The sequence below is a fragment of the Streptomyces sp. NPDC031554 genome (genome assembly GCF_055580685.1).
Genome location: NZ_JBVIKX010000018.1, coordinates 58,814 through 79,842, shown reverse-complemented (window position 1 = coordinate 79,842; position 21,029 = coordinate 58,814). Strand labels below are relative to the sequence as shown.

Genomic DNA, 21,029 nt, shown 5'->3' with positions numbered 1-21,029 from the left:
TCAGGTCCCGGCGCCCGGCTTCCTCACGCTCACGCCGCCCGTGGCGCCGTCCTGGCCGGCTCGGCCGCGTGGAGCGACCCCGCCCCCAGGTCGGAGACGATCGCCGCGGACGCCCGGTGGGCCGAGTGCAGCGCGCCCTGGACCGTACTGGTGTCCCGGTGGTCGCCGCAGACGTACAGCCCGGCCAGCAGCCGCACCGGGCGGCGCAGGTCGTGCGGCGCCCGCATGGCCGGCACGGCCTCGGCGGTGTGGTGCACGGCCAGCGTCTCCCAGCGCCCGGTCGAGGTGCCGTACAGCCGCGCCAGGTGCCTGCGGACGGCCGTGTCGACGCCGTCCGGCGGCGGCCCGAGCACCGTGGAGGAGATCAGCGTGCGGCCGGCCGGTGCCCGGCTCGGGTCCACCTCGCTGAGCACCGCCGTGTGGGCGACCGGCCCGCTCCGGTCGGCGTCCAGCAGCAGCGAGGCCCCGGTCGCGAGCGGCTCGTCCGTCGTGTGGTGGAGGACCGTGACGGGATGGAAGCCGGGCAGCCGCAGGCCGGGCAGCAGCTCCGCCGCGGTGCGCGCGTCGGTCGCCACCAGCACCGCGCGGCACCGGAACTCGCCGTGCTCGGCGGTGGTCACCGAGGTGGTGGAGACGGCGGTGGCACGCACCCCCGTGTGCACGGTTCCCGGCGGCAGCGCCCGCGCGAGCAGTTCGGGCAGGACGTCGGCCCCGCCCTCCGGCACGCACAGCCGCCCGGCCGCGAAGGCGCGCAGCGCCAGGTCCGCGCACCGGCTGGAGGTGGTCAGGTCCGGGTCGCACAGCAGCGCGGCGAGCAGCGGCCGCAGGAAGCCGTCGATCGTGCGGGCGGGCAGGCCGCGCGCCGCGAGGGCCTCGGCGGCCGGTGCCTCGGGCCGGCGCAGCAGCCGTTCGGCGGGCGTGGCCGCGAGCCGGGTGAGCGCGGCACCGAGCCGGGCCTGGTCCACGGCCGAGCCCAGCGGCGCCCGGGCCCGTGGCGGTGCGGCGGCCGGTCCGGTGCGCGGCCGTGGCAGCGCCCCGCTCCGGGGGGCGCCGGCGAGGGCGCGGACGGCGTGGAGTGCGCCCCTTGCGCCCCCCGCACCCGCTTGCGCGCCCGCGCGATGGTGGCGTCCTTCGCTGTGCAGCAGGACCCCCGGGGCGAAGGGACGCAGGGTGAGCGCGTCCAGCCCGGGGGTCAGGGCCAGTTCGGGATACGCCGTGGACAGCAGGTGTCCGATGCGGTCGAGCCGGAAGCCGTCGACCTTCTCGGTCGCCATACGGCCGCCCACGCACGGGGCGGCCTCCAGGACCGTGGTCGTCACTCCTGCGCTGGTCAGTCGATGCGCTGCGGAGAGTCCGGCGACCCCGGCCCCCACGATGACGACGTCCGTCCGGTACGCGGGCTCAAGCACGTGCCCCTCCTCGAGGTTGCGCGGCCGATGGAGACGTCATGCCCCCGACCGGCCTCCTGGATACCCGAGTTCGGATCGAGCGTAGGTCCGTGACCGGTCGGCAACAGTCGCGCATGGACAGGGCACGGTCGCACGGCGGTCGCATACGGTCCCGACGGGGCGTCAGGCGGCTCGGAGGGCGTCCTCGATCCCGGGGAACGCGAAGGTGAACCCCGACTCCAGCAGCCGCTTCGGCACCACCCGCGCGCTGCCCAGCACGTCCCCGGCCATCTCGCCCAGGACCCCCCGCAGCACCGGCGCCGGCACGGAGAACAGCGTCGGCCGGTGCAGCACCCGCCCCATGGCCGCGGTGACCTCACGGTTCGTCAGCGGCTCCGGCGCGGTCAGGTTGAACGGCCCCGACAGGTCGTCACGGTCCAGCAGATGCCGGATCGCCGCCACCTCGTCGTGCAGCGCGATGTACGACCAGTACTGCCGCCCGTCGCCCATCCGTCCCCCGAGACCCGCCCGGAACAGCGGGAACAGCCGCCCCCAGGCGCCGCCGCCGCGCGAGACCACCAGCCCGGTCCGGGGGAACACCGTCCGCACCCCGGCCGCCCGCGCCGGTTCCGCCGCCGCCTCCCACTTCACGCACAGCTCGGGCAGGAAGCCCCGGCCGGCCGGCGCGTCCTCGTCGACGACCCGGTCGCCCGTCTCGCCGTAGTAGCCCATCGCACTGCCGCTGACGAACACCCGCGGCCGCTCGTCGAGCGAGGCGACGGCCTCGGCCAGGGCGGTCGTCCCGTGCACCCGGCTGTCGTGGATCCGGCGCTTGTACTCGTCCGTCCACCGGTGGTCGCCGACCCCCGCGCCCGCCAGGTTGACCACGGCGGAGCACCCGGCGAGCCCCGCCGCGTCCACCTGCCCCCGCTCGGGGTCCCAGCGCACCTCGTCCGACCCCCGGGGCGCGTGGCGCACCAGGCGGACCACCTCGTGCCCGTCGGCGGCCAGGGACCGCACCAGGGCGCTGCCGATGAGACCGGACGCGCCGGCCACCGCGATTCGCGTTCGTTCCATGGGCCCATCCTGCCCCCGCCACCCCGGAACACCCTCGCGGGCACGAGCCGCCCGAGTCGTAGGATGCCGCCCATGACCGGCCCCCTCATACGCCCCGCCCGGCCCGACGACGACGCGACGCTCGCCCTCGTCGACGCCCTGACCTGGTCGCCCCTGCACGCCGTGACGCCGCGTCCGCAGCCGCCGTACGGCCCCTTCTTCGACGCGCGGCACCTCCCCGAGGACCACCTGGTCGCCGAACTGTCCGGCCGGGTCGTCGGTTACGTCCGCGTGGTGCGCCCCACCGGACTCGCCTGCAACGCGCACGTGCGCCAGATCCAGGGCCTCGCCGTCTCCGACGAGGCGCGCGGCCGCGGCGTCGGACGCGCGCTGGTCCGGGCGGCCGTCGAGCGGACCCGCCGCCACGGCGCCCGCCGGCTCACCCTGCGCGTGCTCGGCCACAACACCGCCGCCCGCAAGCTCTACGAGTCCGAGGGCTTCGCGGTGGAGGGCGTCCTGCCGGAGGAGTTCCTCCTCGACGGGGCGTACGTGGACGACGTGTTCATGGGCCGCTCCGTCCTCTGACCCCGTCCCCCCCCGTGAAGTCCTAGGAACCGACCAGCTCGCCCGTGTCCACGGCCGCCGTCGCCGCGGCCGCCCGCCCGGCGTCCTCGGCCACCTCGGCGGCCGTCAGGACGTACCCCGTGCCGGTGTCGGAGGTGGAGCGGGCGAAGACGACCCCGAACACCCGGCCGTCGGTGGTCAGCAGCGGACCGCCGGAGTTGCCGGGGCGGACGGTGGAGCGGATCGAGTAGATCTCCCGGGTGACGGTGCCCTCGTCGTGGATGTCCCGCCCCCGCGCGTCGACCCGGTTCGCCACCGTCGCCGCCCGCAGGTCCAGGTCGCCGCCCTGCGGATAGCCCGCGACGACCGCGGGGTCCCCGCGCGAGGCGTCGTCGTCGAACCGCAGCTCCGGCGCCCGCAGCCCCGGCACGTACAGCACGGCGACGTCCCGGTCCGGGTCGAACAGCACCACCCGCGCCTCGTACGACCGTCCCACACCCCCGATCCGTACGGTCGGGTCGTCGATGCCCGCCACCACGTGCGCGTTGGTCATGACCCGCTCGTGCGCGTACACGAACCCGCTGCCCTCCCGGCCCCGGTCGCCCGAGACGCCCTCGACCTTCACCGTGCTCAGCCGGGCGGCGTCGGCCGCGGCCGGGGTGACGCTGTCGCCGGTGGGCTCGGCGACGTCCGCCGTCGACGCGTTCTCGAACGGGTTGAAGACCTGCGGGAAACCCGCCTCGGTGAGCGCGGACGTGGCCCGCGAGAACCAGGCCGGCGTGGTGTCCGGCATGGTGTCCTGCACCGCCCCCAGCAGCCGGGAGTCCCGTACCGCCGAGGACACCACCGGTGTCGAGGACACGGCCGGCACGCTCGCCGCCACCCAGGCCACGACCAGCACCGCCACCGCGTTCGCCATCGCCCCGCCGATCCCGTCGGCCACCCGGAGCGGCCCGCGGTCCAGCTCCCGGCGCAACCGCAGCGCCAGCCGCCCCGCCAGTTCGTGCCCCGCCGCCGCGGGCACCAGCACGGTGAGCACCGCGGTCACCGTCGCCGCCGTCGTCCCCGGTGCCACCAGGTCCGCCGCCCACGGCAGGATCCACACGCCCACCGCGGCGCCGCCCACGAAACCGGCCAGCGAGACACAGCCGGCCACCAGCCCCCGCCGGTATCCCGATCCGGCGTACGCCAGGACCACCGGCACCAGCAGGATGTCGAGCAGATCCACGGCGCCGCCTTTCTCCCGGACCCTTCAGTACGTGTGGGGCGGGCCCGGTGATCAGCCTCGCGCGCGGTCCGCTCCCGGCCGGTCACACATGCGTGCACCCCGGAGAACGTCACGGACCGGGCGGACGGTTCCACCGGGTGGCACAGCACACGTCGCGGGCGGGACCGAACCGTCCGACAGTGGGGTCATGCGTGCCATCCGACAGGTCCTCCGCCCCGGCCGCGGACCTGCGCACAGACCCGCGCGGGGACTCGCGCGCGGACCGGGGGGACGGCGCCCGGCGCGGCTGCCGCTCCCGCTCCTGGTGGTCCTGGCCTGTCTGCCCGGACTGGCCGCCGTGGCCGCCCTGGTCCTGTGCGCGGGCGGAGTCGAGCACGCCGCCACGGTCTCCCTGGCCGCCCGCCCCGTACGGCGCGCGGCGCACCTGCCCGCCCACTCCGCCGCCCGGCCGCGCATCGTGCCGCGCTCGGCCTGGGTGGCCGACGCCGGACGCGCCCAGCCGCCGCCGCGCTACGACGACGAGGTCGTCGCCGTCTTCGTCCACCACACCGACTCGCCCAACGGGTACGACTGCGCCGACGCGCCCCGCATCATCCGCGACCTCTACACGGGCCAGACCGGCGGCCGCGACTGGGACGACATCGGCTACAACTTCCTCGTCGACCGCTGCGGCACCGTCTACGAGGGCCGCGCGGGCGGCGTCGACCGGCCCGTCACCGGCGCGCACACCCAGGGCTTCAACCACCGCACGGCCGGCATCGCCGCCCTCGGCACGTTCACCGCGGGCGTCCCGGTGCCGCAGGCGATGGTGGACTCGATAGCGGCCCTCGCCGCCTGGAAGCTCGGCCCGGCGGACGTCGACCCGCGCGGGAGGGTCCGGCTGACCTCCAGCAACAGCGGCAGCCGGTACGCCGCGGGCACCACGACCGTCCTGCCCGCCCTCGCCGGCCACCAGGACGGCTACATGACCAGCTGCCCCGGCGCGGCCCTCAGCGCCCGGCTGCCGGAGATCCGGCAGACGGCCGCCCGCCTCCAGGGCCGTCCGTCCACAGCAACGCCCTAGACGGCGTCCAGGGTTCTCCCATGCCGGTCCCCTACGGTCGTGCACCACACGAAGCCGACCGAGGTGGGGACCATGAACGGCATCCTGAAGAGCAGCACCGGCACCACGCTCCGCGACCGGGAGGCGGCGGCCGGCGGGCGAAGCGCCCTGCGCAACCCCTGGACGGTCGTCTGCGCCGTCGCCGCGGTCGTCCTCGGCCCCGCGGCGGCCACCGCCTCCGCCCTGGAGCAGGCCAACGAGGCGCCGCTGCACCACGCCGTGCGGGCCGAGCCGCAGGCGTACCTCCCGGCGGACGCCACCCGCCGCCGCACGACCACCTGACCCGCCGCCGCACGACCGTCCGGCCCGCCGCCGACGCGGTCCGGCCCGGCTCCGGTCCCGGCCCGCTCCGCCCTCGGCCCGGCGTGGTCCGTCTCCGGTCCCGGACCGGTCCGATCCTGGTCCGGCCCGGTGGCACGGCCGGTGTCCCGGCCCGCCCGGCGGGACGGTCAGCCCCGGAAGCGCTCCCACAGGAGCGGGAACCGCTCCGCGAGCGCCCGCTCGTCCTCGAAGTCGACCGGTGTGCCCCCGGGTTCGGCCGGGGCGGGCGCGATGCCCAGTTCCGGGGCGACGGTCCCGGTGAGCTGCTCGTAGGCCTCGTCGGCCGCGTAGCCCAGCTCCTCGCCGTCGCCGTCGACCTCCTCGTCGAACTCGTCCAGCAGCTCCGCGAGCGCGTCCGGGTCGTGCACGGCCCCCTCGTACACCTCCCGGCCCCGGCCGATCAGCCAGCACCGGAAGAAGTCGAAGGCGTCGTCGCTGGCCCCGTCCAGCAACACCCAGGCGGCGCCCCACAGGTCCCAGGTGTACGCCCGGTTGTAGCGGGCCTCGAAGTGACGGGCGAAGTCGAGCACCAGGTCGGGGTCCAGCTGGAGCAGCCGCTCCACCAGCAGGTCGGCCTGCTCCTCCGGGTCGCCCCCGGCCGCCTCGCGGGTGGCGTCGACCAGCTCCCAGAACTCCGTCTCGTCCATCACGCGTCCCAGCATCCTGCCTGGACGGTGCGGCCGCACCCGGAGTGCGGGCGACCGTCAGGGCCGGTACAGCGCCGCCAGCCGGGCCGCGTCCTCGGCGAAACGGCGGCGCAGCGGCTCCGGGGAGACCACCTCGGCCTCCGGCCCCAGGGCGGTGAGCTGGCCGTGCGCCACCTCCTCGGACTCCACGCCCAGGGTGACCGTCACCCACCCCCGCGCGTCGGGCTCCCCGGCCGTCTCCAGGGCGTCCCGCGCGGCCACCGGGTCGACGGCGTGCGGCAGCCGGCGCAGCCCCGCCGGCGTCAGCCGCACGACGACCTCGGCGCGCAGGATCGACCGCGCGAACCGCTCCGCCTGCCGCGCCCAGAAGCCGGGCAGGTCGAAGTCCTCGTCCCTGCCGAACCGCTCCGCGCCCGCCCGCGCGTCCGTGAACCGGTCGACGCGGTACGTCCGGAAGACCTCCGCGCCGGTCACCCGCGCGCACAGGTACCAGACCCCCGCCTTGAGGACGAGCCCGTACGGCTCCAGCTCCCGCACGGCCTCCCTCCCGTCCCGCAGGTACCGGGCGGTGAGCGGACGGTCGTCCCACACCGCCTCCGCGACCACCGGCAGCAGCGGGGGCGTCCGCGGCTCCTGGAACCAGGCGGGCGCGTCCAGGTGGAACCGCTGCGCCGCCGTCCTCGGGGCGTCCCTGAGGGACGGCATCAGGGCGGCCGACACCTTCAGGCGGGCCGCCGAGGCCGCGTCCTCCAGCCCCATCTCCCGCAGCGCGCCCGGCACACCGCTCAGGAACAGCGCCTCCGCCTCGCCGCGGGCCAGGCCGGTGAGGCGGGTGCGGTAGCCGTCGACCAGGCGGTAGCCGCCGGCCCGCCCGCGCTCGGCGTACACCGGGACACCCGCCTCCGACAGGGCCTGGGCGTCCCTGACGACCGTCCGCTCCGACACCTGGAGCTCGCGCGCCAGCTCGGCGGCGGTCATGGCGGACCGGCCCTGCAGGAGCAGCACCATCTTGATGAGCCGGGCAGCACGCATACCCGCATGATGCCGGGTGGCACCGACAGGAGCCCCGGCCCCCGGCCGTCGCTCCCGGGACGAGGCCCACCGGCCGGCGGACGGCCCGAACGCCCGCGGGGGCGCGGCGGCCACCGGCCACCGCGCCCCCGCGGGCACACACCCGGGCCCTACAGCCCGTACCGCTCCCGTGCTTCCTTCACCGCCGTCGCCCGGACCTCGCCGCGGCGGGCCAGCCGGGCGAGGGCCGCCACCACGATGGACTCCGCGTCGACGCCGAAGTGGCGGCGGGCGGCGTCACGGGTGTCGGACAGGCCGAAGCCGTCGGCGCCCAGCGACGAGTAGTCCTGCTCGACCCACTGCGCGATCTGGTCGGGGACCTGGCGCATGTAGTCGGAGACCGCGAGGACCGGCCCCTCGGCTCCCTGGAGCGCCTGGCGGACGTACGGCACCCGCTCCTCGCCGCGCAGCAGCGCCGCGTCGGCCTCCAGCGCGTCGCGCCGCAGCTCGGTCCAGGAGGTCGCGGACCACACGTCGGCGGCCACGCCCCACTCCTCGGCGAGCATCCTCTGCGCCCTCAGCGTCCAGTGGATCGCCGTGCCGGAGCCCAGGAGCTGGATGCGCGGCGCGTTGGCGACCGGGGACAGACCCGCGGACTCCGCCGTGTTGAAGCGGTACAGGCCCTTGACGATGCCCTCGTCGATGCCGGGGACGGCCGGCTTCGCGGGCTGCGGCACCGGCTCGTTGTAGACGGTCAGGTAGTAGAAGACGTTCGGGTCCTCGCCCGGCGCCGCCTCGCCGTACATCCGGCGCAGACCGTCCTTGACGATGACGCCGATCTCGTACGCGAACGCCGGGTCGTACGTCAGCGCGGCCGGGTTGGTCGCCGCGATCACCGGCGAGTGGCCGTCGGCGTGCTGGAGGCCCTCGCCTGTCAGCGTGGTGCGGCCGGCCGTGGCGCCGACCAGGAAGCCGCGGCCGAGCTGGTCGCCGAGCTGCCACATCTGGTCGGCCGTGCGCTGCCAGCCGAACATCGAGTAGAAGATGTAGAACGGGATCATCGCCTCGCCGTGCGTGGCGTACGCGGTGGACGCGGCGATGAAGTCGGCCATCGAACCGGCCTCGGTGATCCCCTCGTTGAGGATCTGGCCGTTCTTCGCCTCCTTGTAGTACATCAGCTGGTCGCGGTCGACCGGCTCGTACGTCTGGCCCTTGGGGGAGTAGATGCCCAGGGACGGGAACAGCGACTCCATGCCGAAGGTGCGCGCCTCGTCGGGGACGATCGGCACCCAGCGCCTGCCGGTCTTCTTGTCGCGGACCAGGTCCTTGACCAGCCGGACGAAGGCCATGGTGGTGGCGACGTTCTGGGAGCCGGAGCCCTTGTCGAACGCGGCGAAGGCCTTCTCGGCGGGGGCGGGCAGCGGGGCGAGCGCGTGCGTGCGGCGGGCCGGGGCCGGGCCGCCGAGGGCCGCGCGGCGCTCCTGGAGGTAGCGGACCTCGGGGGAGTCGGCGCCCGGGTGGCCGTAGGGCACGACCCCGTCGGCGAACGCGCTGTCCGGGATCGGCAGCTCCAGCAGGTCGCGCATCGCCTTGAACTCGTCCACCGAGAGCTTCTTCATCTGGTGGTTGGCGTTCTTCGACGCGAAGCCCTCGCCGAGGGTGTGGCCCTTGACCGTCTGGGCGAGGATGACCGTCGGGGCGCCCTTGTGCTCGACGGCCGCCTTGTAGGCCGCGTACACCTTGCGCGCCTCGTGGCCGCCGCGGGAGAGGTGGAAGCACTCCAGGATCTTGTCGTCGCTCAGCAGTTTCGCCATCTCGACGAGCGCCGGGTCGGCGCCGAAGAAGTCCCGGCGGATGTAGGCGGCGTCGCGCGTCTGGTACGTCTGCACCTGGGCGTCGGGCACCTGGCGCAGACGGCGTACGAGCGCGCCCGTGGTGTCGAGCCGGAACAGCTCGTCCCAGGCCGAACCCCACAGCGTCTTGACGACGTTCCAGCCGGCGCCGCGGAACTGGGCCTCCAGCTCCTGCACGATCTTGAAGTTCGCGCGGACCGGGCCGTCGAGGCGCTGGAGGTTGCAGTTGATGACGAAGGTGAGGTTGTCCAGCTCCTCGCGGGCGGCGAGCGCGAGGGCCGCCGTCGACTCGGGCTCGTCCATCTCGCCGTCGCCGAGGAACGCCCACACGTGGGAGGCGGAGACGTCCTTGATGCCGCGGTTGGTCAGGTAGCGGTTGAAGCGCGCCTGGTAGATCGCGGAGAGCGGGCCGAGGCCCATCGACACCGTCGGGAACTCCCACAGCCAGGGCAGCCGGCGCGGGTGCGGGTACGACGGCAGGCCGTTGCCGCCCGCCTCCTGGCGGAAGTTGTCGAGGTGGCCCTCGTCCAGCCGGCCGTCGAGGAAGGCGCGGGCGTAGATGCCGGGGGAGGCGTGGCCCTGGATGTAGAGCTGGTCGCCCGAGCCGTCGGCCTCCTTGCCCTGGAAGAAGTGGTTGAAGCCGGTCTCGTAGAGCCAGGCCGCGGAGGCGAAGGTGGCGATGTGGCCGCCGACGCCGTGCTTCGCGCCCCGGGTCACCATGGCCGCCGCGTTCCAGCGGTTCCAGGCGGTGATCCGGGCCTCCAGCGCCTCGTCACCCGGCGTGGCGGGCTCGGCGGCGGTGGGGATGGTGTTGACGTAGTCGGTCTCGAGCAGCTTGGGCAGCGCGATGCCGTTGCCCTCGGCCCGCTCCAGCGTGCGCCGCATCAGGTACGCGGCACGGTGCGGCCCGGCCGCCTGGGCGACCGCGTCCAGTGAGGCCTGCCATTCGGCGGTCTCCTCCGGGTCCCGGTCGGGGAGCTGGTCGAGCGCGCTCGGCTGGATGGCGTGGGGGTCGGTCATGTCGCCGCCTTCCTCAGTCGAAGGGGGTTCCCTCATCGGTAAGGGTTCGGGGGTGCCCTTGGTCTTTGGCAGGACAGGGCGGTGGGGCTCTGCCGCGGAGTCGTTGTACGACACCGCCGCGCGGCCCGTCGGCGACTGTAACCCCCTGATCGATGATCGATCAAAGGGTTGAGGGCGAAAACCTCTTGATCACGAGAAAGTCGGCACGCGGTGTCTCACGCAAAGGCACCGGGTGCCGCGTTTTCGAAAGGTTTCCGCAGGTGAGGCCACGTATGAGCGAATGCGCGCTCAGTGGCGTCCGGCACCGCCTGGGCCGGCACTCCGCAGGCCCGCGGGCCGGTACCGCTCGGGCCGGCACCGCGCACGCCGCAGCCGCTCAGGCCCGCGGCGCGCAGCCCAGCACGTGCGCCTTCACGATCTCCGCGATGCGCGGGTCCCGCCGCTTGAAGGCCGCCACCAGCTCCTCGTGCTCCTCCGCGTACGACTGCTGCACCGTGCCCAGCCAGCGGATCGACAGGGCCGTGAACACCTCGATCCCCAGACCCTCCCAGGTGTGCAGCAGCACGGAGTTGCCGGCCGCGCGGACCAGCTCGCGGTGGAAGGCCACCGTGTGCCGCACCTGCCCCGTCCCGTCCGCCGCCCGGTCCGCCTCGTACAGCGCGGCCACGTGCGGCTCCAGCGCCGAGCAGTCCTCGGCCAGCCGCTGCGCCGCCAGCTCCGCGGCGATCGCCTCCAGCCCGGCCCGGACCGGATAGCTCTCCTCCAGGTCGGCCGCGGTCAGGTTCCGCACCCGTACGCCCTTGTTCGGCGCGGACTCGATCAGCCGCAGCGACTCCAGCTCGCGCAGCGCCTCGCGCACCGGCGTCTGGCTGACCTCGAGCTCGCCGGCGATCCGCCGCTCCACGATCCGCTCGCCCGGCTTCCAGCGCCCGCTGACGATCCCCTCCACGATGTGCTCGCGGATCTGCTCGCGCAGCGAGTGGACGACGGGCGCGGTCATGGGTGCTCCTTAGGGAGGGGCCGCCCATCGGCCCCTGGGGCGTTCGACGTTTAGACAATAAGGCCGCGACGGGTCCGGGGAGCGGCTCACGGGGGTGCTCCCGCGCAGGTGAGACGAGACTTACACACGGCCGACGGCCCGTCCGGCCGCCGGGGACGAGGCCCGGACGGGACCGGGAGCCGGGTTCCGGGGGCGGTGGGGGCGGTGGGGGCGCGAGGGTCGGCGGGGCGCGGGAATCCCCCTGGACGCGAACGTGCGGCGCCCCCGCCCGGAAGGGATCCGGACGGGGGCGCCGTACGACACCGCGCGCAGGCTACAGGCCGAGCTCGACCTCGAACTCGCCCGCCTCCAGGATCGCCTTGACCGCCGTCAGGTAACGGGCCGCGTCGGCGCCGTCCACCAGCCGGTGGTCGTAGGAGAGCGTCAGGTAGGTCATGTCGCGGACGCCGATGACCGTGCCCTCCTCCGTCTCGATGACGGCCGGACGCTTCACCGTGGCCCCGATGCCGAGGATCGCGACCTGGCCCGGCGGCACGATGATCGTGTCGAAGAGGGCACCGCGCGAGCCGGTGTTGGAGATGGTGAAGGTCGCGCCGGACAGCTCGTCCGGAGTGATCTTGTTGCCGCGGACCTTGCCGGCCAGCTCGGCCGTGGCCTTGGCGATGCCGGCGAGGTTGAGGTCGCCGGCGTTCTTGATGACCGGGGTCATCAGGCCCTTCTCGGAGTCCACCGCGATACCGACGTTCTCGGTGTCGAAGTAGGTGATGGTCCCCTCGGCCTCGTTGATCTTGGCGTTGATCGGCGCGTGGGCCTTCAGCGCCTGGGCCGCGGCCTTGACGAAGAACGGCATCGGCGAGAGCTTGACGCCCTCGCGGGCCGCGAAGGAGTCCTTCGCCCTGGCGCGCAGCTTCATCAGCCGCGTGACGTCGACCTCGACGACCGAGGACAGCTGCGCCTGCTCGTGCAGCGCCTTGACCATGTTGTCGCCGATGACCTTGCGGATGCGCGGCATCTTGACGGTCTGGCCGCGCAGCGGGGAGGCCTCCAGGGCGGGGGCCTTCCTCGCGGCGGTCGGCGCGGCGGCGGCCGGAGCCGGCGCGGCGGCGGCGGCCTTCGCGGCCTCGGCGGCGGCGACGACGTCCTGCTTGCGGATGCGACCGCCGACGCCGGTGCCCTTGACCGAGCCCAGGTCGACGCCGTTCTCGGCGGCGAGCTTGCGCACCAGCGGGGTGACGTAGGCACCCTCGTCGGTGGCCTGCGCGGCGGGGGCGGCCGCGGCCGGAGCCGGGGCGGCCGGCGCCGGGGCGGCCGGAGCGGGCGCGGCCGGAGCAGGAGCCGGGGCCGGCGTGGGCTCCGGGGCCGGCGCGGGCGCCGGAGCGGCGGGCGCGGGCGCGGCGGGAGCCGGGGCCGGGGCGGCGGGCGCGGGGGCGGCGGCCGGAGCCGCACCCGGGGCGCCGATGACGGCCAGCTTGGCGCCGACCTCGGCGGTCTCGTCCTCGCCGACCGTGATCTCGAGCAGCACACCGGAGGTGGGCGCCGGGATCTCCGTGTCGACCTTGTCCGTGGAGACCTCGAGCAGCGGCTCGTCGGCCTCGACGGAGTCGCCGACCGACTTCAGCCAGCGGGTGACGGTGCCCTCGGTGACGGACTCGCCGAGCGCGGGCAGGACGACGTCCGTGCCCTCGGCGGAGCCGCCGCCGGCGGCGGCCTCGGCGGTGGGAGCGGGGGCCGGGGCCGCCTGCTCGGTGGAGGGCTGCGCGGCCGGGGCCGGCTCGGGGGCCGGCGGGGCGACCTGCTCGGCCGCCGGCGCCTCCTCGGCGGCCGGGGCCGGCTCCGCGGCCTCGGCCGCACCGGTGCCGTCGTCGATGACGGCCAGCTCGGCGCCGACCTCGACGGTCTCGTCCTCGGCGACCTTGATGGACGCCAGGATGCCGGCGGCGGGCGAGGGGATCTCGGTGTCGACCTTGTCGGTCGACACCTCGAGCAGGGGCTCGTCGGCCTCGACGCGCTCACCCTCGGCCTTCAGCCAGCGGGTGACAGTGCCCTCGGTGACGCTCTCGCCGAGCGCCGGAAGGGTTACGGAAACCGCCATGGTTTCGGTTGCTCCTTACGAATTGCGGAAGTCTGTGTCGTCGCGGAGTCGCTTCGCCGACCGAGGGTCAGTCGTGCGCGTGGAGCGGCTTGCCGGCCAGGGCGAGGTGGGCCTCGCCGAGCGCCTCGTTCTGCGTCGGGTGGGCGTGGATGAGCTGCGCGACCTCGGCCGGCAGCGCCTCCCAGTTGTAGATCAGCTGGGCTTCGCCGACCTGCTCGCCCATGCGGTCGCCGACCATGTGGACGCCGACCACGGCACCGTCCTTGACCTGGACGAGCTTGATCTCGCCCGCGGTCTGGAGGATCTTGCTCTTGCCGTTGCCCGCCAGGTTGTACTTCAGAGCGACGACCTTGTCCGCGCCGTAGATCTCCTTGGCCTTGGCCTCGGTGATGCCCACGGAGGCGACCTCGGGGTGGCAGTACGTCACCCGCGGGACACCGTCGTAGTCGATCGGGACGGTCTTCAGACCGGCCAGACGCTCCGCCACCAGGATGCCCTCGGCGAAGCCGACGTGCGCGAGCTGGAGCGTCGGGACGAGGTCGCCGACGGCGGAGACGGTGGGGACGTTCGTGCGCATGTACTCGTCGACCAGGACGTAGCCGCGGTCCGTCGCGATGCCCTGCTCCTCGTAACCGAGGCCCTGCGAGACCGGGCCGCGGCCGATGGCGACGAGCAGGATCTCGGCCTCGAACTCCTTGCCGTCGGCGAGGGTGACCTTGACGCCGTCCTGGGTGTACTCGGCCTTCTGGAAGAAGGTGCCCAGGTTGAACTTGATGCCGCGCTTGCGGAACGCGCGCTCGAGGAGCTTGGAGCTGTTCTCGTCCTCGACCGGCACGAGGTGCTTGAGGCCCTCGACGATGGTGACGTCGGTGCCGAAGGACTTCCACGCGGAGGCGAACTCCACGCCGATGACGCCGCCGCCCAGGATGATCGCGGACTTCGGCACGCGGTCCAGGACGAGCGCGTGGTCGGAGGAGATGATCCGGTTGCCGTCGATCTCCAGGCCCGGCAGCGACTTCGGCACGGAGCCGGTCGCCAGGAGCACGTGGCGGCCCTGGACGCGCTGCCCGTTCACGTCGACGGAGGTCGGGGAGGACAGACGGCCCTCACCCTCGATGTACGTCACCTTGCGGGAGGCGACAAGCCCCTGGAGGCCCTTGTACAGGCCGGAGACGACACCGTCCTTGTACTTGTGGACCCCGGCGATGTCGATGCCCTCGAAGGTGGCCTTGACGCCGAACTGCTCGCTCTCGCGGGCCTGGTCGGCGATCTCGCCCGCGTGGAGCAGGGCCTTGGTGGGGATGCAACCCCGGTGCAGGCAGGTACCGCCGACCTTGTCCTTCTCGATCAGGGCGACGTCCAGGCCCAGCTGCGCCCCGCGCAGGGCCGCGGCGTAACCGCCACTGCCACCGCCGAGGATCACTAGGTCGAAAACGGTGCTGGCGTCGTTCGCCACGTCACGTCCTCCATGCATGTGCGCCGTGCGCCGGTCGTCGCTGACCGCCGGCGGCTGGTGTCCGGCCGCTCTTTCTTCGGCCCTGTGGTGTAGGGCCCTGTCCTGCCGGGCCCCATCTTCGCACCTGTGGGAGGCGAACGAGACGCCGGGCCGTGGTGTGAGACACCCCACGCCCGCTCGTGCGCGGGAGGGAGCGGCCCCACCAGGGGTGCGGGGACGCGCCCGACGGACGGCGCGCGCGCCGAGTGATCAGGCGCACAGTCCCCGCACCCCGGGCGGTCAGCCGAGATCGCCCTCCGCGGTCAGCTCCGCCAGCCGCACCAGCGTCCGCACGGCCGTGCCCGTACCGCCCTTGGGCGTGTAGCCGAACGGCCCGCCCTCGTTGAACGCCGGTCCCGCGATGTCGAGGTGCGCCCAGGTGATGCCCTCACCGACGAACTCCCGCAGGAACAGACCGGCGACGAGCCCGCCGCCCATGCGCTCACCCATGTTCGCGATGTCGGCGACGGGGGAGTCCATGCCCTTGCGCAGGTGCTCGGGGAGCGGCATCGGCCACGCCGGCTCGCCGACCTCCTCGGCGGCCTCGTGCACGGCGGCGCGGAACGCGTCGTCGTTCGCCATGACGCCGAACGTCCGGCTGCCCAGCGCCAGCATCATCGCGCCGGTCAGGGTCGCGACGTCCACGATGGCGTCCGGCTTCTCCTGGGAGGCGGCCCACAGCGCGTCGGCGAGGACCAGCCGGCCCTCGGCGTCGGTGTTGAGGACCTCCACCGTCTTGCCGCTGAACATGCGCAGCACGTCACCCGGGCGGGTGGCGGAGCCGGACGGCATGTTCTCGGCGAGCGCCAGCCAGCCGGTGACGTCGACCTCCAGGCCGAGGCGCGCGACGGCGACCACGGCGGCGAAGACCGCCGCCGCACCGCTCATGTCGCACTTCATCGTCTCGTTGTGCCCGGCCGGCTTGAGCGAGATGCCGCCCGAGTCGTAGGTGATGCCCTTGCCGACGAAGGCGAGGTGCTTCTTCGCCTTCGAGGAGGTGTACGACAGCTTCACCAGGCGCGGGGCCGCCGCCGAGCCGGCGCCGACGCCGAGGATGCCGCCGTAGCCGCCCTTGGCGAGGGCCTTCTCGTCGAGGACCTGGACCTTGATGCCGTGTTCCTTGGCCGCGGTCTGGGCGAGGGCGGCGAAGGCCTGGGGGTCGAGGTCGTTCGGCGGGGTGTTGACGAGGTCCCGGGCGCGGTTGAGCTCCTCGGTGACGGCCGCGGCGCGGGCGAGGGCCGCCTTGTGCGCGGCGTCGCGCGGCTTGCCGCCGAGCAGGACGGCCTCGGCGAGCGGGGCCTTGCCCTTCTTCGACCCGGCGTCCTTGCCCTGCTCCTTGTAGGTGTCGAAGGAGTACGCGCCGAGCGCGACCCCCTCGGCGACCGCGCCGAGGTCGGCGGCGTCCGTCAGGGGCAGGGCGAAGGCGGCCTTCCGGGAACCGGCGAGGGCGCGGGCGGCCACACCGGCGGCGCGGCGCAGCGCCTCGGCGTCGTAGGAGGCGTCCTTCTCGGGCTCCGCGCCCAGCCCCACCGCCAGCACGAGGGGCGTCTTGAAGCCGGCCGGGGCCGGCAGCTTCGTCACCTCGCCCTCGGCGCCGGCGGCACCGAGGGTTTCCAGGACGCCGGCGAGCCGGCCGTCGTAGGCCTTGGCCACGGCCTCGGCGCCCGAAGTGACGACGGGGCCGTTGGCGCCCTTGGCGACACCGATCACGATCGCGTCGGCCCGCAGGCCGGGCGCCGCGGCGGTGCTGAGAGTGAGAGCAGTCACGGTGGTGATTTCTCGCTTCCGATGTGGAGTTGCTGTGGCCGGTATGAGTGGGTCGACCGGGCCCGACAGCCGACACTAGATCCGGGCTGTGGGAGCGGTCGCCACCGGGGGCGGCCTCACCGGCGCGGCGTACCGGCGCGGCAACCCCGCGACGAGCGTACGCGTGCGTGGGCGTTCGCCCGTGCACGGGAGCGTTCACCTGTCGGTGGCGTCGTGGCCACTCCCCGATCCTCGCATCCGGTGCGCGGGGCCACACCTCTCGGGTGCCGTGGAGGGCGGTGCCGGCCGCCGGAGGGCGCCGGGAGATCATGGCGGGAGCCGCCGTCGCCCACCCTGGAGCCCGTCCGTGAGACGCATGGTCCCGCTGTCCGTCCTGCTGCCCGTCCTGCTGTCGCTGCTGGCGGGCTGCGCGTCCGCGCCGGACGACGGGCCGGCGCGGGGGGACCGCTGGCGGCCGGCCCCCGGCATCGGCTGGCAGTGGCAGCTGAGGGGGCGTCTGGACACCTCCGTCGACGTGCCGGTGTACGACATCGACGGCTTCGACCAGAGCGCGGCGGCCGTCGCCGGCCTGCACGAGGACGGCCGCAAGGTCATCTGCTACCTGTCCACCGGCGCCTGGGAGGACTGGCGCCCGGACGCGGGGGAGTTCCCGCGGGCGGTCCTGGGAGAGGGCAACGGCTGGGACGGGGAGCGCTGGCTGGACGTCCGCCGCACCGACGTCCTCGAACCGCTGATGGCGGCCCGTCTGGACATGTGCCGCGACAAGGGCTTCGACGCGGTGGAACCGGACAACATGGACGGCTACCGCAACGAGACCGGCTTCCCGCTGACGGCCGCCGACCAGCTCCGCTACAACCGGCTGATCGCCCGGCTCGCCCACGACCGCGGCCTGTCCGTCGGCCTGAAGAACGACCTCGACCAGATCCCCGAACTCGTCGACGACTTCGACTTCGCGGTCAACGAACAGTGCGCCCAGTACGGCGAGTGCGCGAGGACGACCCCGTTCGTCGAGGCGGGCAAGGCCGTCTTCCACGTCGAGTACGAACTCCCCACCAGCCGCTTCTGCGCCGAGTCCCGTCGCTTGAAGCTGAGTTCCCTGCTGAAGAAGTACGAACTCACCGCGTGGCGCGAGGCCTGTTAGCCGGACCCCCGCGCGGTCGCGCCGGCTAGCCGAGGCAGAGGACGAGCAGTGCCGCCGTGGCCGCCGTCTCCGCCAGGCCGCCGAAGACGTCGCCGGTGACCCCGCCGAAGCGGCGCGTGCAGTGGCGCAGGAGCAGTTCGGCGGCGACGACGGCGAGGACGAGGGCGGCGGGCGTGCGGACGGCGTCGGCCGGGCCGAGGAGGGCGCCCGCGGCCGCCGCGGCCGCCAGGCAGCCCGCCGCCGCGGCCAGCGCGCCGCGCACCGGGACCACCCCGGCGACCGCCGCGCCGAGCCCCTCCGGCCGGGCGGCGGGCACGCCGGCGCGGGCGGCGAGGGTGAGCGCCAGCCGGCCGGCGAGCGCGGAGGCGACGGCCGCCAGGGCGCCCCGGGTCCAGGAGGAGCCGTAGAGCTGGGCCAGTGCGGCCACCTGGGCGAGCAGGACGAGGACCAGGGTGAGCACGCCGAAGGGCCCGACGTCCGACTGCTTCATGATGCGCAGCGCGTCGTCCGCGGGCCTGCCGCTGCCCAGCCCGTCCGCGGTGTCCGCCAGCCCGTCGAGGTGCAGACCGCGGGTGAGGGCGGCGGGTACGGCGACGGAGGCGACGGCGGCGAGCGGCGGGCCCGCGCCGAGGAGCAGGAGCAGCAGCCCGAGCCCGGCCGCGCAGCCGCCGACGACCAGCCCGGCCAGCGGCGCCGCGAGCATGCCCCCGCGCGCGGCCCCGCGGTCCCAGCGGGTCACCCGGACGGGCAGGACGGTCAGGGTGCCGAAGGCGAAGCGGAGACCGTCGAGGCCGGAGGGCGGCGAGGGAGGGGAGGGCGGGGTCGTGGACACCGGCGCAGATTACCCGGCGGCCGGACGGGCGCCGCGGGGCGCCCGGGACGAAAATGCGGCTATGGGAGATTGGCTCCAGCGCAACATCGTCGAACCGGGCAAGCTGCCGCTGCTCGTCGCCCTGGCCTCCTTCGTCCTGACCTTCCTGATCACCCGGGTCGTCACCCGCCTGATCCGCGCGGGCAAGGGCCCGTTCGGCAACATCAGCGAGGGCGGGGTGCACATCCACCACGTGGTCCCCGGGGTCGTCCTCACCGTCGTCGGCGGTTTCGGCGCGGTCGCCAGCGGCCGGCACGGCTTCGGCTCGTCCGCCTGCGCGGCGGTCTTCGGCATCGGCGCGGGCCTGGTCCTGGACGAGTTCGCACTGGTCCTGCACCTCGACGACGTGTACTGGACGGAGGCCGGCCGCAAGAGCGTGGAGGCCGTCGTCCTGACGGCGGCCCTCGTCGGCCTGGTGCTGGTCGGCTTCGCCCCGTTCGGCGTCAACGACCTCAGCGACGAGGAGCTCCAGGACCGGGGCACCGTGCTCTCGACGGTGATCGTCAACTTCCTGATCGCCCTGGGCGTGCTGAGCAAGGGCAAGGTGAAGCTGGCGGTCTTCAGCGTGGTCGTCCCCTTCCTCGCCCTGTTCGGCCTCGTCCGGGTGGCCCGCCCCGACTCTCCGTGGGCCCGCCGCTTCTACCGCGGACGCCCCCGGGCCCGCGCCAAGGCGATCCTGCGGGCCTACCGTCACGACCGCCGCTGGGCGGGGCCGCGCCGGATGGTCGGCGACTGGCTGGGCGGCAAGACCGACGCCGAACTGAGCCGCGCCGACGAGCACCGCTGACGCGCTGCCGGGCGTCCTCGGGTGTGCCGCCGGGCGTCGCCGACGTGCCGCTCGCGCAGAGCCCTGGCGTGCCGCCGCCGAGCACCTGCGGCGCGCTGCCGGGTGCCTCGAGTGCCTCGGGTGTGCCGCCGGGCGTCGCCGGTGTGCCGTCCACGCCGGGCCCTGGCGTGCCGCCGCCGAGTACGGCCGGCACGTTCCGAGCATCTCCGGGTGTGCCGCCGGGCGTCGTAGGCGTGCCGTCCACGCCGGGCTCTGGCGTGCCGCCGCCGAGCACCTGCGGCGCGCTGCCGGGCGTCCTCTGGTGTGCCGCCGAGCGTCGCAGGCGTGCCGCCGAGCCCTGCGGTGCGGGCCGCCGGGCATGCCCGGCGCTCCGCGGTGACGGTCGGCGGTCCGGTGGCTACTCCGTGCCGAGCGCCTCGGCGGGCTCTCCGGCGGCCACCTTCCCGGCGGAGCCCTCGGAGCCCTCGGAGCCCTCGGGCCCCTGCGGTGCCGCGGGCCTCTCCGGCAGTTCGGCGGCCAGGGCGGCGGCCGCCTGCACCAGCGGCAGCGCCAGCAGCGCCCCCGCGCCCTCGCCCACCGTCACGCCCTGGTCCAGCAGCGGCTCCAGCGCCATCCGGTCCAGCGCCTTCGCCTGCCCCGGCTCCCCGCTGCGCTGCCCGGCCAGCCACCAGTCCGGGGCCCGGAACGCGATCCGCTGCCCGACGAGCGCGCACGCCGCCGCCACGACGCCGTCCAGCACCACCGGCATCTTCCGCACGGCGCTCTGGAGCAGGAAGCCCGTCATCGCCGCGAGGTCCGCGCCGCCCACGGTCGCCAGCAGCCGCAACTGGTCCCCGAGCACCGGCCGCGCCCGCCGCAACGCGTCCCGGATCGCGGCGCACTTGCGCATCCACGCCAGGTCGTCGATCGCCAGACCGCCCCGCCCGGTCACCACGGACGCGTCGGTCCCGCACAGCGCGGCCACCAGCACGCCCGCCGCCGTCGTCCCGCCCACGCTGACGTCGCCGAGCACGACCAGGTCCGTCCCGGAGTCGGCCTCCTCGTCGGCCACCGCGACCCCGGCGAGGAAGGCCGTCTCGGCCTCCTCGGCGGTCAGCGCGTCCTCGACGTCGATACGGCCGCTGCCGCGCCGCACCCGGTGCCGCACGACGTCCCCGGGGAACGTCTCCGGCGGGCAGTCCAGCGCCATGTCCACGACGCGCACGGGGACGTCGAGCCGCCGGGCGAGCACCGACACCGGCCGGCCGCCCTCCAGCACCTCGCGCACCAGCTCCGCCGCGCCGCCCGCCGGGCGCGCGGAGACACCCAGTTCCGCGATCCCGTGATCGCCGGCGAACAGCACCACCCGGGGCCGTACGACCGGCCGTACGGGCACCGAACCCTGCGCCGCCGCCAGCCACTCACCCAGGTCGTCGAGGCGGCCCAGCGATCCGGGCGGCACGGTCAGCCGTTCCCGGCGGGCCTCCGCGTCGCGGCGCACCCCGCCGTCGGGACGCTCGATCAGATCGGTGAAGTCGTCGAGATTCAGCGAGCTCATTCGCCGAACAGTACCGGCACCGGTCGAACGGTCCGGCGCCACATCGGCACCACACCCCCCTGACGTCTTTGCACCCAAGATCGGCATCCCATACGTTCCGTTTTGTTGAGAATCGCCGCACCCCCCGACGCCCCTCCACGGAGCCGCTC

Annotated in this window: 17 protein-coding genes; 5 read left to right on the top strand and 12 right to left on the bottom strand. The window is 74.7% G+C overall.

What is annotated here, in order from left to right:
* Positions 1-29: 29 nt before the first annotated feature.
* Both ACZ5FU_RS32730 and ACZ5FU_RS32725 read right to left on the bottom strand, forming a co-directional pair.
* Complete coding sequence (locus ACZ5FU_RS32730) at positions 30-1,409, bottom strand: NAD(P)/FAD-dependent oxidoreductase (RefSeq protein ID WP_451776521.1); 1,380 nt, start codon at positions 1,407-1,409, stop codon at positions 30-32.
* A 162-nt stretch (positions 1,410-1,571) separates the two neighbouring features.
* Positions 1,572-2,465 (bottom strand): TIGR01777 family oxidoreductase, encoded by an 894-nt coding sequence (locus tag ACZ5FU_RS32725; protein WP_451526442.1) that lies wholly within the window; start codon positions 2,463-2,465, stop codon positions 1,572-1,574.
* Between the two features lie 72 nt (positions 2,466-2,537).
* Between ACZ5FU_RS32725 and ACZ5FU_RS32720 the strand changes: the two genes are divergently transcribed.
* Positions 2,538-3,029 (top strand): GNAT family N-acetyltransferase, encoded by a 492-nt coding sequence (locus ACZ5FU_RS32720; protein ID WP_468837171.1) that lies wholly within the window; start codon positions 2,538-2,540, stop codon positions 3,027-3,029.
* Positions 3,030-3,051: 22 nt separating this feature from the next.
* Here ACZ5FU_RS32720 and ACZ5FU_RS32715 read toward each other — a convergent pair whose 3' ends face one another.
* Positions 3,052-4,236: a MarP family serine protease gene (locus ACZ5FU_RS32715; RefSeq protein WP_451526440.1), complete on the bottom strand. Its 1,185-nt coding sequence runs from the start codon at positions 4,234-4,236 to the stop codon at positions 3,052-3,054.
* A 187-nt stretch (positions 4,237-4,423) separates the two neighbouring features.
* On the opposite strand from ACZ5FU_RS32715, the gene ACZ5FU_RS32710 reads away from it, so the two are divergent.
* Both ACZ5FU_RS32710 and ACZ5FU_RS32705 read left to right on the top strand, forming a co-directional pair.
* Positions 4,424-5,299, top strand: a complete 876-nt coding sequence (locus tag ACZ5FU_RS32710; protein ID WP_451526439.1) for a peptidoglycan recognition protein family protein — start codon at positions 4,424-4,426, stop codon at positions 5,297-5,299.
* A gap of 72 nt (positions 5,300-5,371) precedes the next feature.
* Complete coding sequence (locus ACZ5FU_RS32705) at positions 5,372-5,620, top strand: hypothetical protein (RefSeq protein ID WP_451526438.1); 249 nt, start codon at positions 5,372-5,374, stop codon at positions 5,618-5,620.
* A 167-nt stretch (positions 5,621-5,787) separates the two neighbouring features.
* Here ACZ5FU_RS32705 and ACZ5FU_RS32700 read toward each other — a convergent pair whose 3' ends face one another.
* From ACZ5FU_RS32700 to ACZ5FU_RS32670, 7 genes are all read right to left on the bottom strand, one after another.
* The gene (locus ACZ5FU_RS32700) at positions 5,788-6,306 is read right to left on the bottom strand and encodes a DUF4240 domain-containing protein (RefSeq protein ID WP_451526566.1); all 519 of its coding nucleotides are present in this window, start codon (positions 6,304-6,306) and stop codon (positions 5,788-5,790) included.
* A gap of 57 nt (positions 6,307-6,363) precedes the next feature.
* On the bottom strand, positions 6,364-7,338 hold the full coding sequence (locus ACZ5FU_RS32695; protein WP_451526437.1) for a helix-turn-helix transcriptional regulator: 975 nt from the start codon (positions 7,336-7,338) through the stop codon (positions 6,364-6,366).
* Positions 7,339-7,487: 149 nt separating this feature from the next.
* A complete protein-coding gene (gene aceE, locus ACZ5FU_RS32690; protein WP_469047653.1) occupies positions 7,488-10,190 on the bottom strand; it encodes a pyruvate dehydrogenase (acetyl-transferring), homodimeric type in 2,703 nt (900 codons plus the stop codon).
* Between the two features lie 376 nt (positions 10,191-10,566).
* The gene (locus ACZ5FU_RS32685; protein ID WP_451526435.1) at positions 10,567-11,190 is read right to left on the bottom strand and encodes a GntR family transcriptional regulator; all 624 of its coding nucleotides are present in this window, start codon (positions 11,188-11,190) and stop codon (positions 10,567-10,569) included.
* 313 nt (positions 11,191-11,503) lie between these two features.
* Complete coding sequence (gene sucB, locus ACZ5FU_RS32680) at positions 11,504-13,282, bottom strand: 2-oxoglutarate dehydrogenase, E2 component, dihydrolipoamide succinyltransferase (protein WP_469047652.1); 1,779 nt, start codon at positions 13,280-13,282, stop codon at positions 11,504-11,506.
* A 67-nt stretch (positions 13,283-13,349) separates the two neighbouring features.
* On the bottom strand, positions 13,350-14,738 hold the full coding sequence (lpdA, locus tag ACZ5FU_RS32675; protein WP_451526433.1) for a dihydrolipoyl dehydrogenase: 1,389 nt from the start codon (positions 14,736-14,738) through the stop codon (positions 13,350-13,352).
* Positions 14,739-15,017: 279 nt separating this feature from the next.
* Positions 15,018-16,544: a leucyl aminopeptidase gene (locus ACZ5FU_RS32670; RefSeq protein WP_451526432.1), complete on the bottom strand. Its 1,527-nt coding sequence runs from the start codon at positions 16,542-16,544 to the stop codon at positions 15,018-15,020.
* A gap of 355 nt (positions 16,545-16,899) precedes the next feature.
* Between ACZ5FU_RS32670 and ACZ5FU_RS32665 the strand changes: the two genes are divergently transcribed.
* Positions 16,900-17,685, top strand: a complete 786-nt coding sequence (locus ACZ5FU_RS32665; protein WP_451526565.1) for an endo alpha-1,4 polygalactosaminidase — start codon at positions 16,900-16,902, stop codon at positions 17,683-17,685.
* Between the two features lie 25 nt (positions 17,686-17,710).
* Here the strand turns inward: ACZ5FU_RS32665 and ACZ5FU_RS32660 are convergent, their stop codons facing one another.
* A complete protein-coding gene (locus tag ACZ5FU_RS32660; RefSeq protein ID WP_451526431.1) occupies positions 17,711-18,517 on the bottom strand; it encodes an adenosylcobinamide-GDP ribazoletransferase in 807 nt (268 codons plus the stop codon).
* A gap of 61 nt (positions 18,518-18,578) precedes the next feature.
* Between ACZ5FU_RS32660 and ACZ5FU_RS32655 the strand changes: the two genes are divergently transcribed.
* Complete coding sequence (locus ACZ5FU_RS32655; RefSeq protein ID WP_469047650.1) at positions 18,579-19,343, top strand: hypothetical protein; 765 nt, start codon at positions 18,579-18,581, stop codon at positions 19,341-19,343.
* A gap of 397 nt (positions 19,344-19,740) precedes the next feature.
* Here ACZ5FU_RS32655 and cobT read toward each other — a convergent pair whose 3' ends face one another.
* Positions 19,741-20,880, bottom strand: coding sequence for a nicotinate-nucleotide--dimethylbenzimidazole phosphoribosyltransferase (cobT, locus tag ACZ5FU_RS32650; protein ID WP_469047648.1), 1,140 nt, complete (start codon positions 20,878-20,880; stop codon positions 19,741-19,743).
* Positions 20,881-21,029 lie beyond the last annotated feature (149 nt).

What these genes read in the sequence shown, in the direction of transcription:
- sucB (WP_469047652.1), bottom strand. Translation starts at nt 13,282, where the DNA reads ATGGCGGTTTCCGTAACCCTTCCGGCGCTCGGCGAGAGCGTCACCGAG.
- ACZ5FU_RS32655 (WP_469047650.1), top strand. Translation starts at nt 18,579, where the DNA reads ATGGGAGATTGGCTCCAGCGCAACATCGTCGAACCGGGCAAGCTGCCG.
- cobT (WP_469047648.1), bottom strand. Translation starts at nt 20,880, where the DNA reads ATGAGCTCGCTGAATCTCGACGACTTCACCGATCTGATCGAGCGTCCC.
- ACZ5FU_RS32720 (WP_468837171.1), top strand. Translation starts at nt 2,538, where the DNA reads ATGACCGGCCCCCTCATACGCCCCGCCCGGCCCGACGACGACGCGACG.
- ACZ5FU_RS32665 (WP_451526565.1), top strand. Translation starts at nt 16,900, where the DNA reads ATGGTCCCGCTGTCCGTCCTGCTGCCCGTCCTGCTGTCGCTGCTGGCG.
- aceE (WP_469047653.1), bottom strand. Translation starts at nt 10,190, where the DNA reads ATGACCGACCCCCACGCCATCCAGCCGAGCGCGCTCGACCAGCTCCCC.
- ACZ5FU_RS32685 (WP_451526435.1), bottom strand. Translation starts at nt 11,190, where the DNA reads ATGACCGCGCCCGTCGTCCACTCGCTGCGCGAGCAGATCCGCGAGCAC.
- ACZ5FU_RS32705 (WP_451526438.1), top strand. Translation starts at nt 5,372, where the DNA reads ATGAACGGCATCCTGAAGAGCAGCACCGGCACCACGCTCCGCGACCGG.
- ACZ5FU_RS32725 (WP_451526442.1), bottom strand. Translation starts at nt 2,465, where the DNA reads ATGGAACGAACGCGAATCGCGGTGGCCGGCGCGTCCGGTCTCATCGGC.
- ACZ5FU_RS32700 (WP_451526566.1), bottom strand. Translation starts at nt 6,306, where the DNA reads ATGGACGAGACGGAGTTCTGGGAGCTGGTCGACGCCACCCGCGAGGCG.
- ACZ5FU_RS32710 (WP_451526439.1), top strand. Translation starts at nt 4,424, where the DNA reads ATGCGTGCCATCCGACAGGTCCTCCGCCCCGGCCGCGGACCTGCGCAC.
- ACZ5FU_RS32695 (WP_451526437.1), bottom strand. Translation starts at nt 7,338, where the DNA reads ATGCGTGCTGCCCGGCTCATCAAGATGGTGCTGCTCCTGCAGGGCCGG.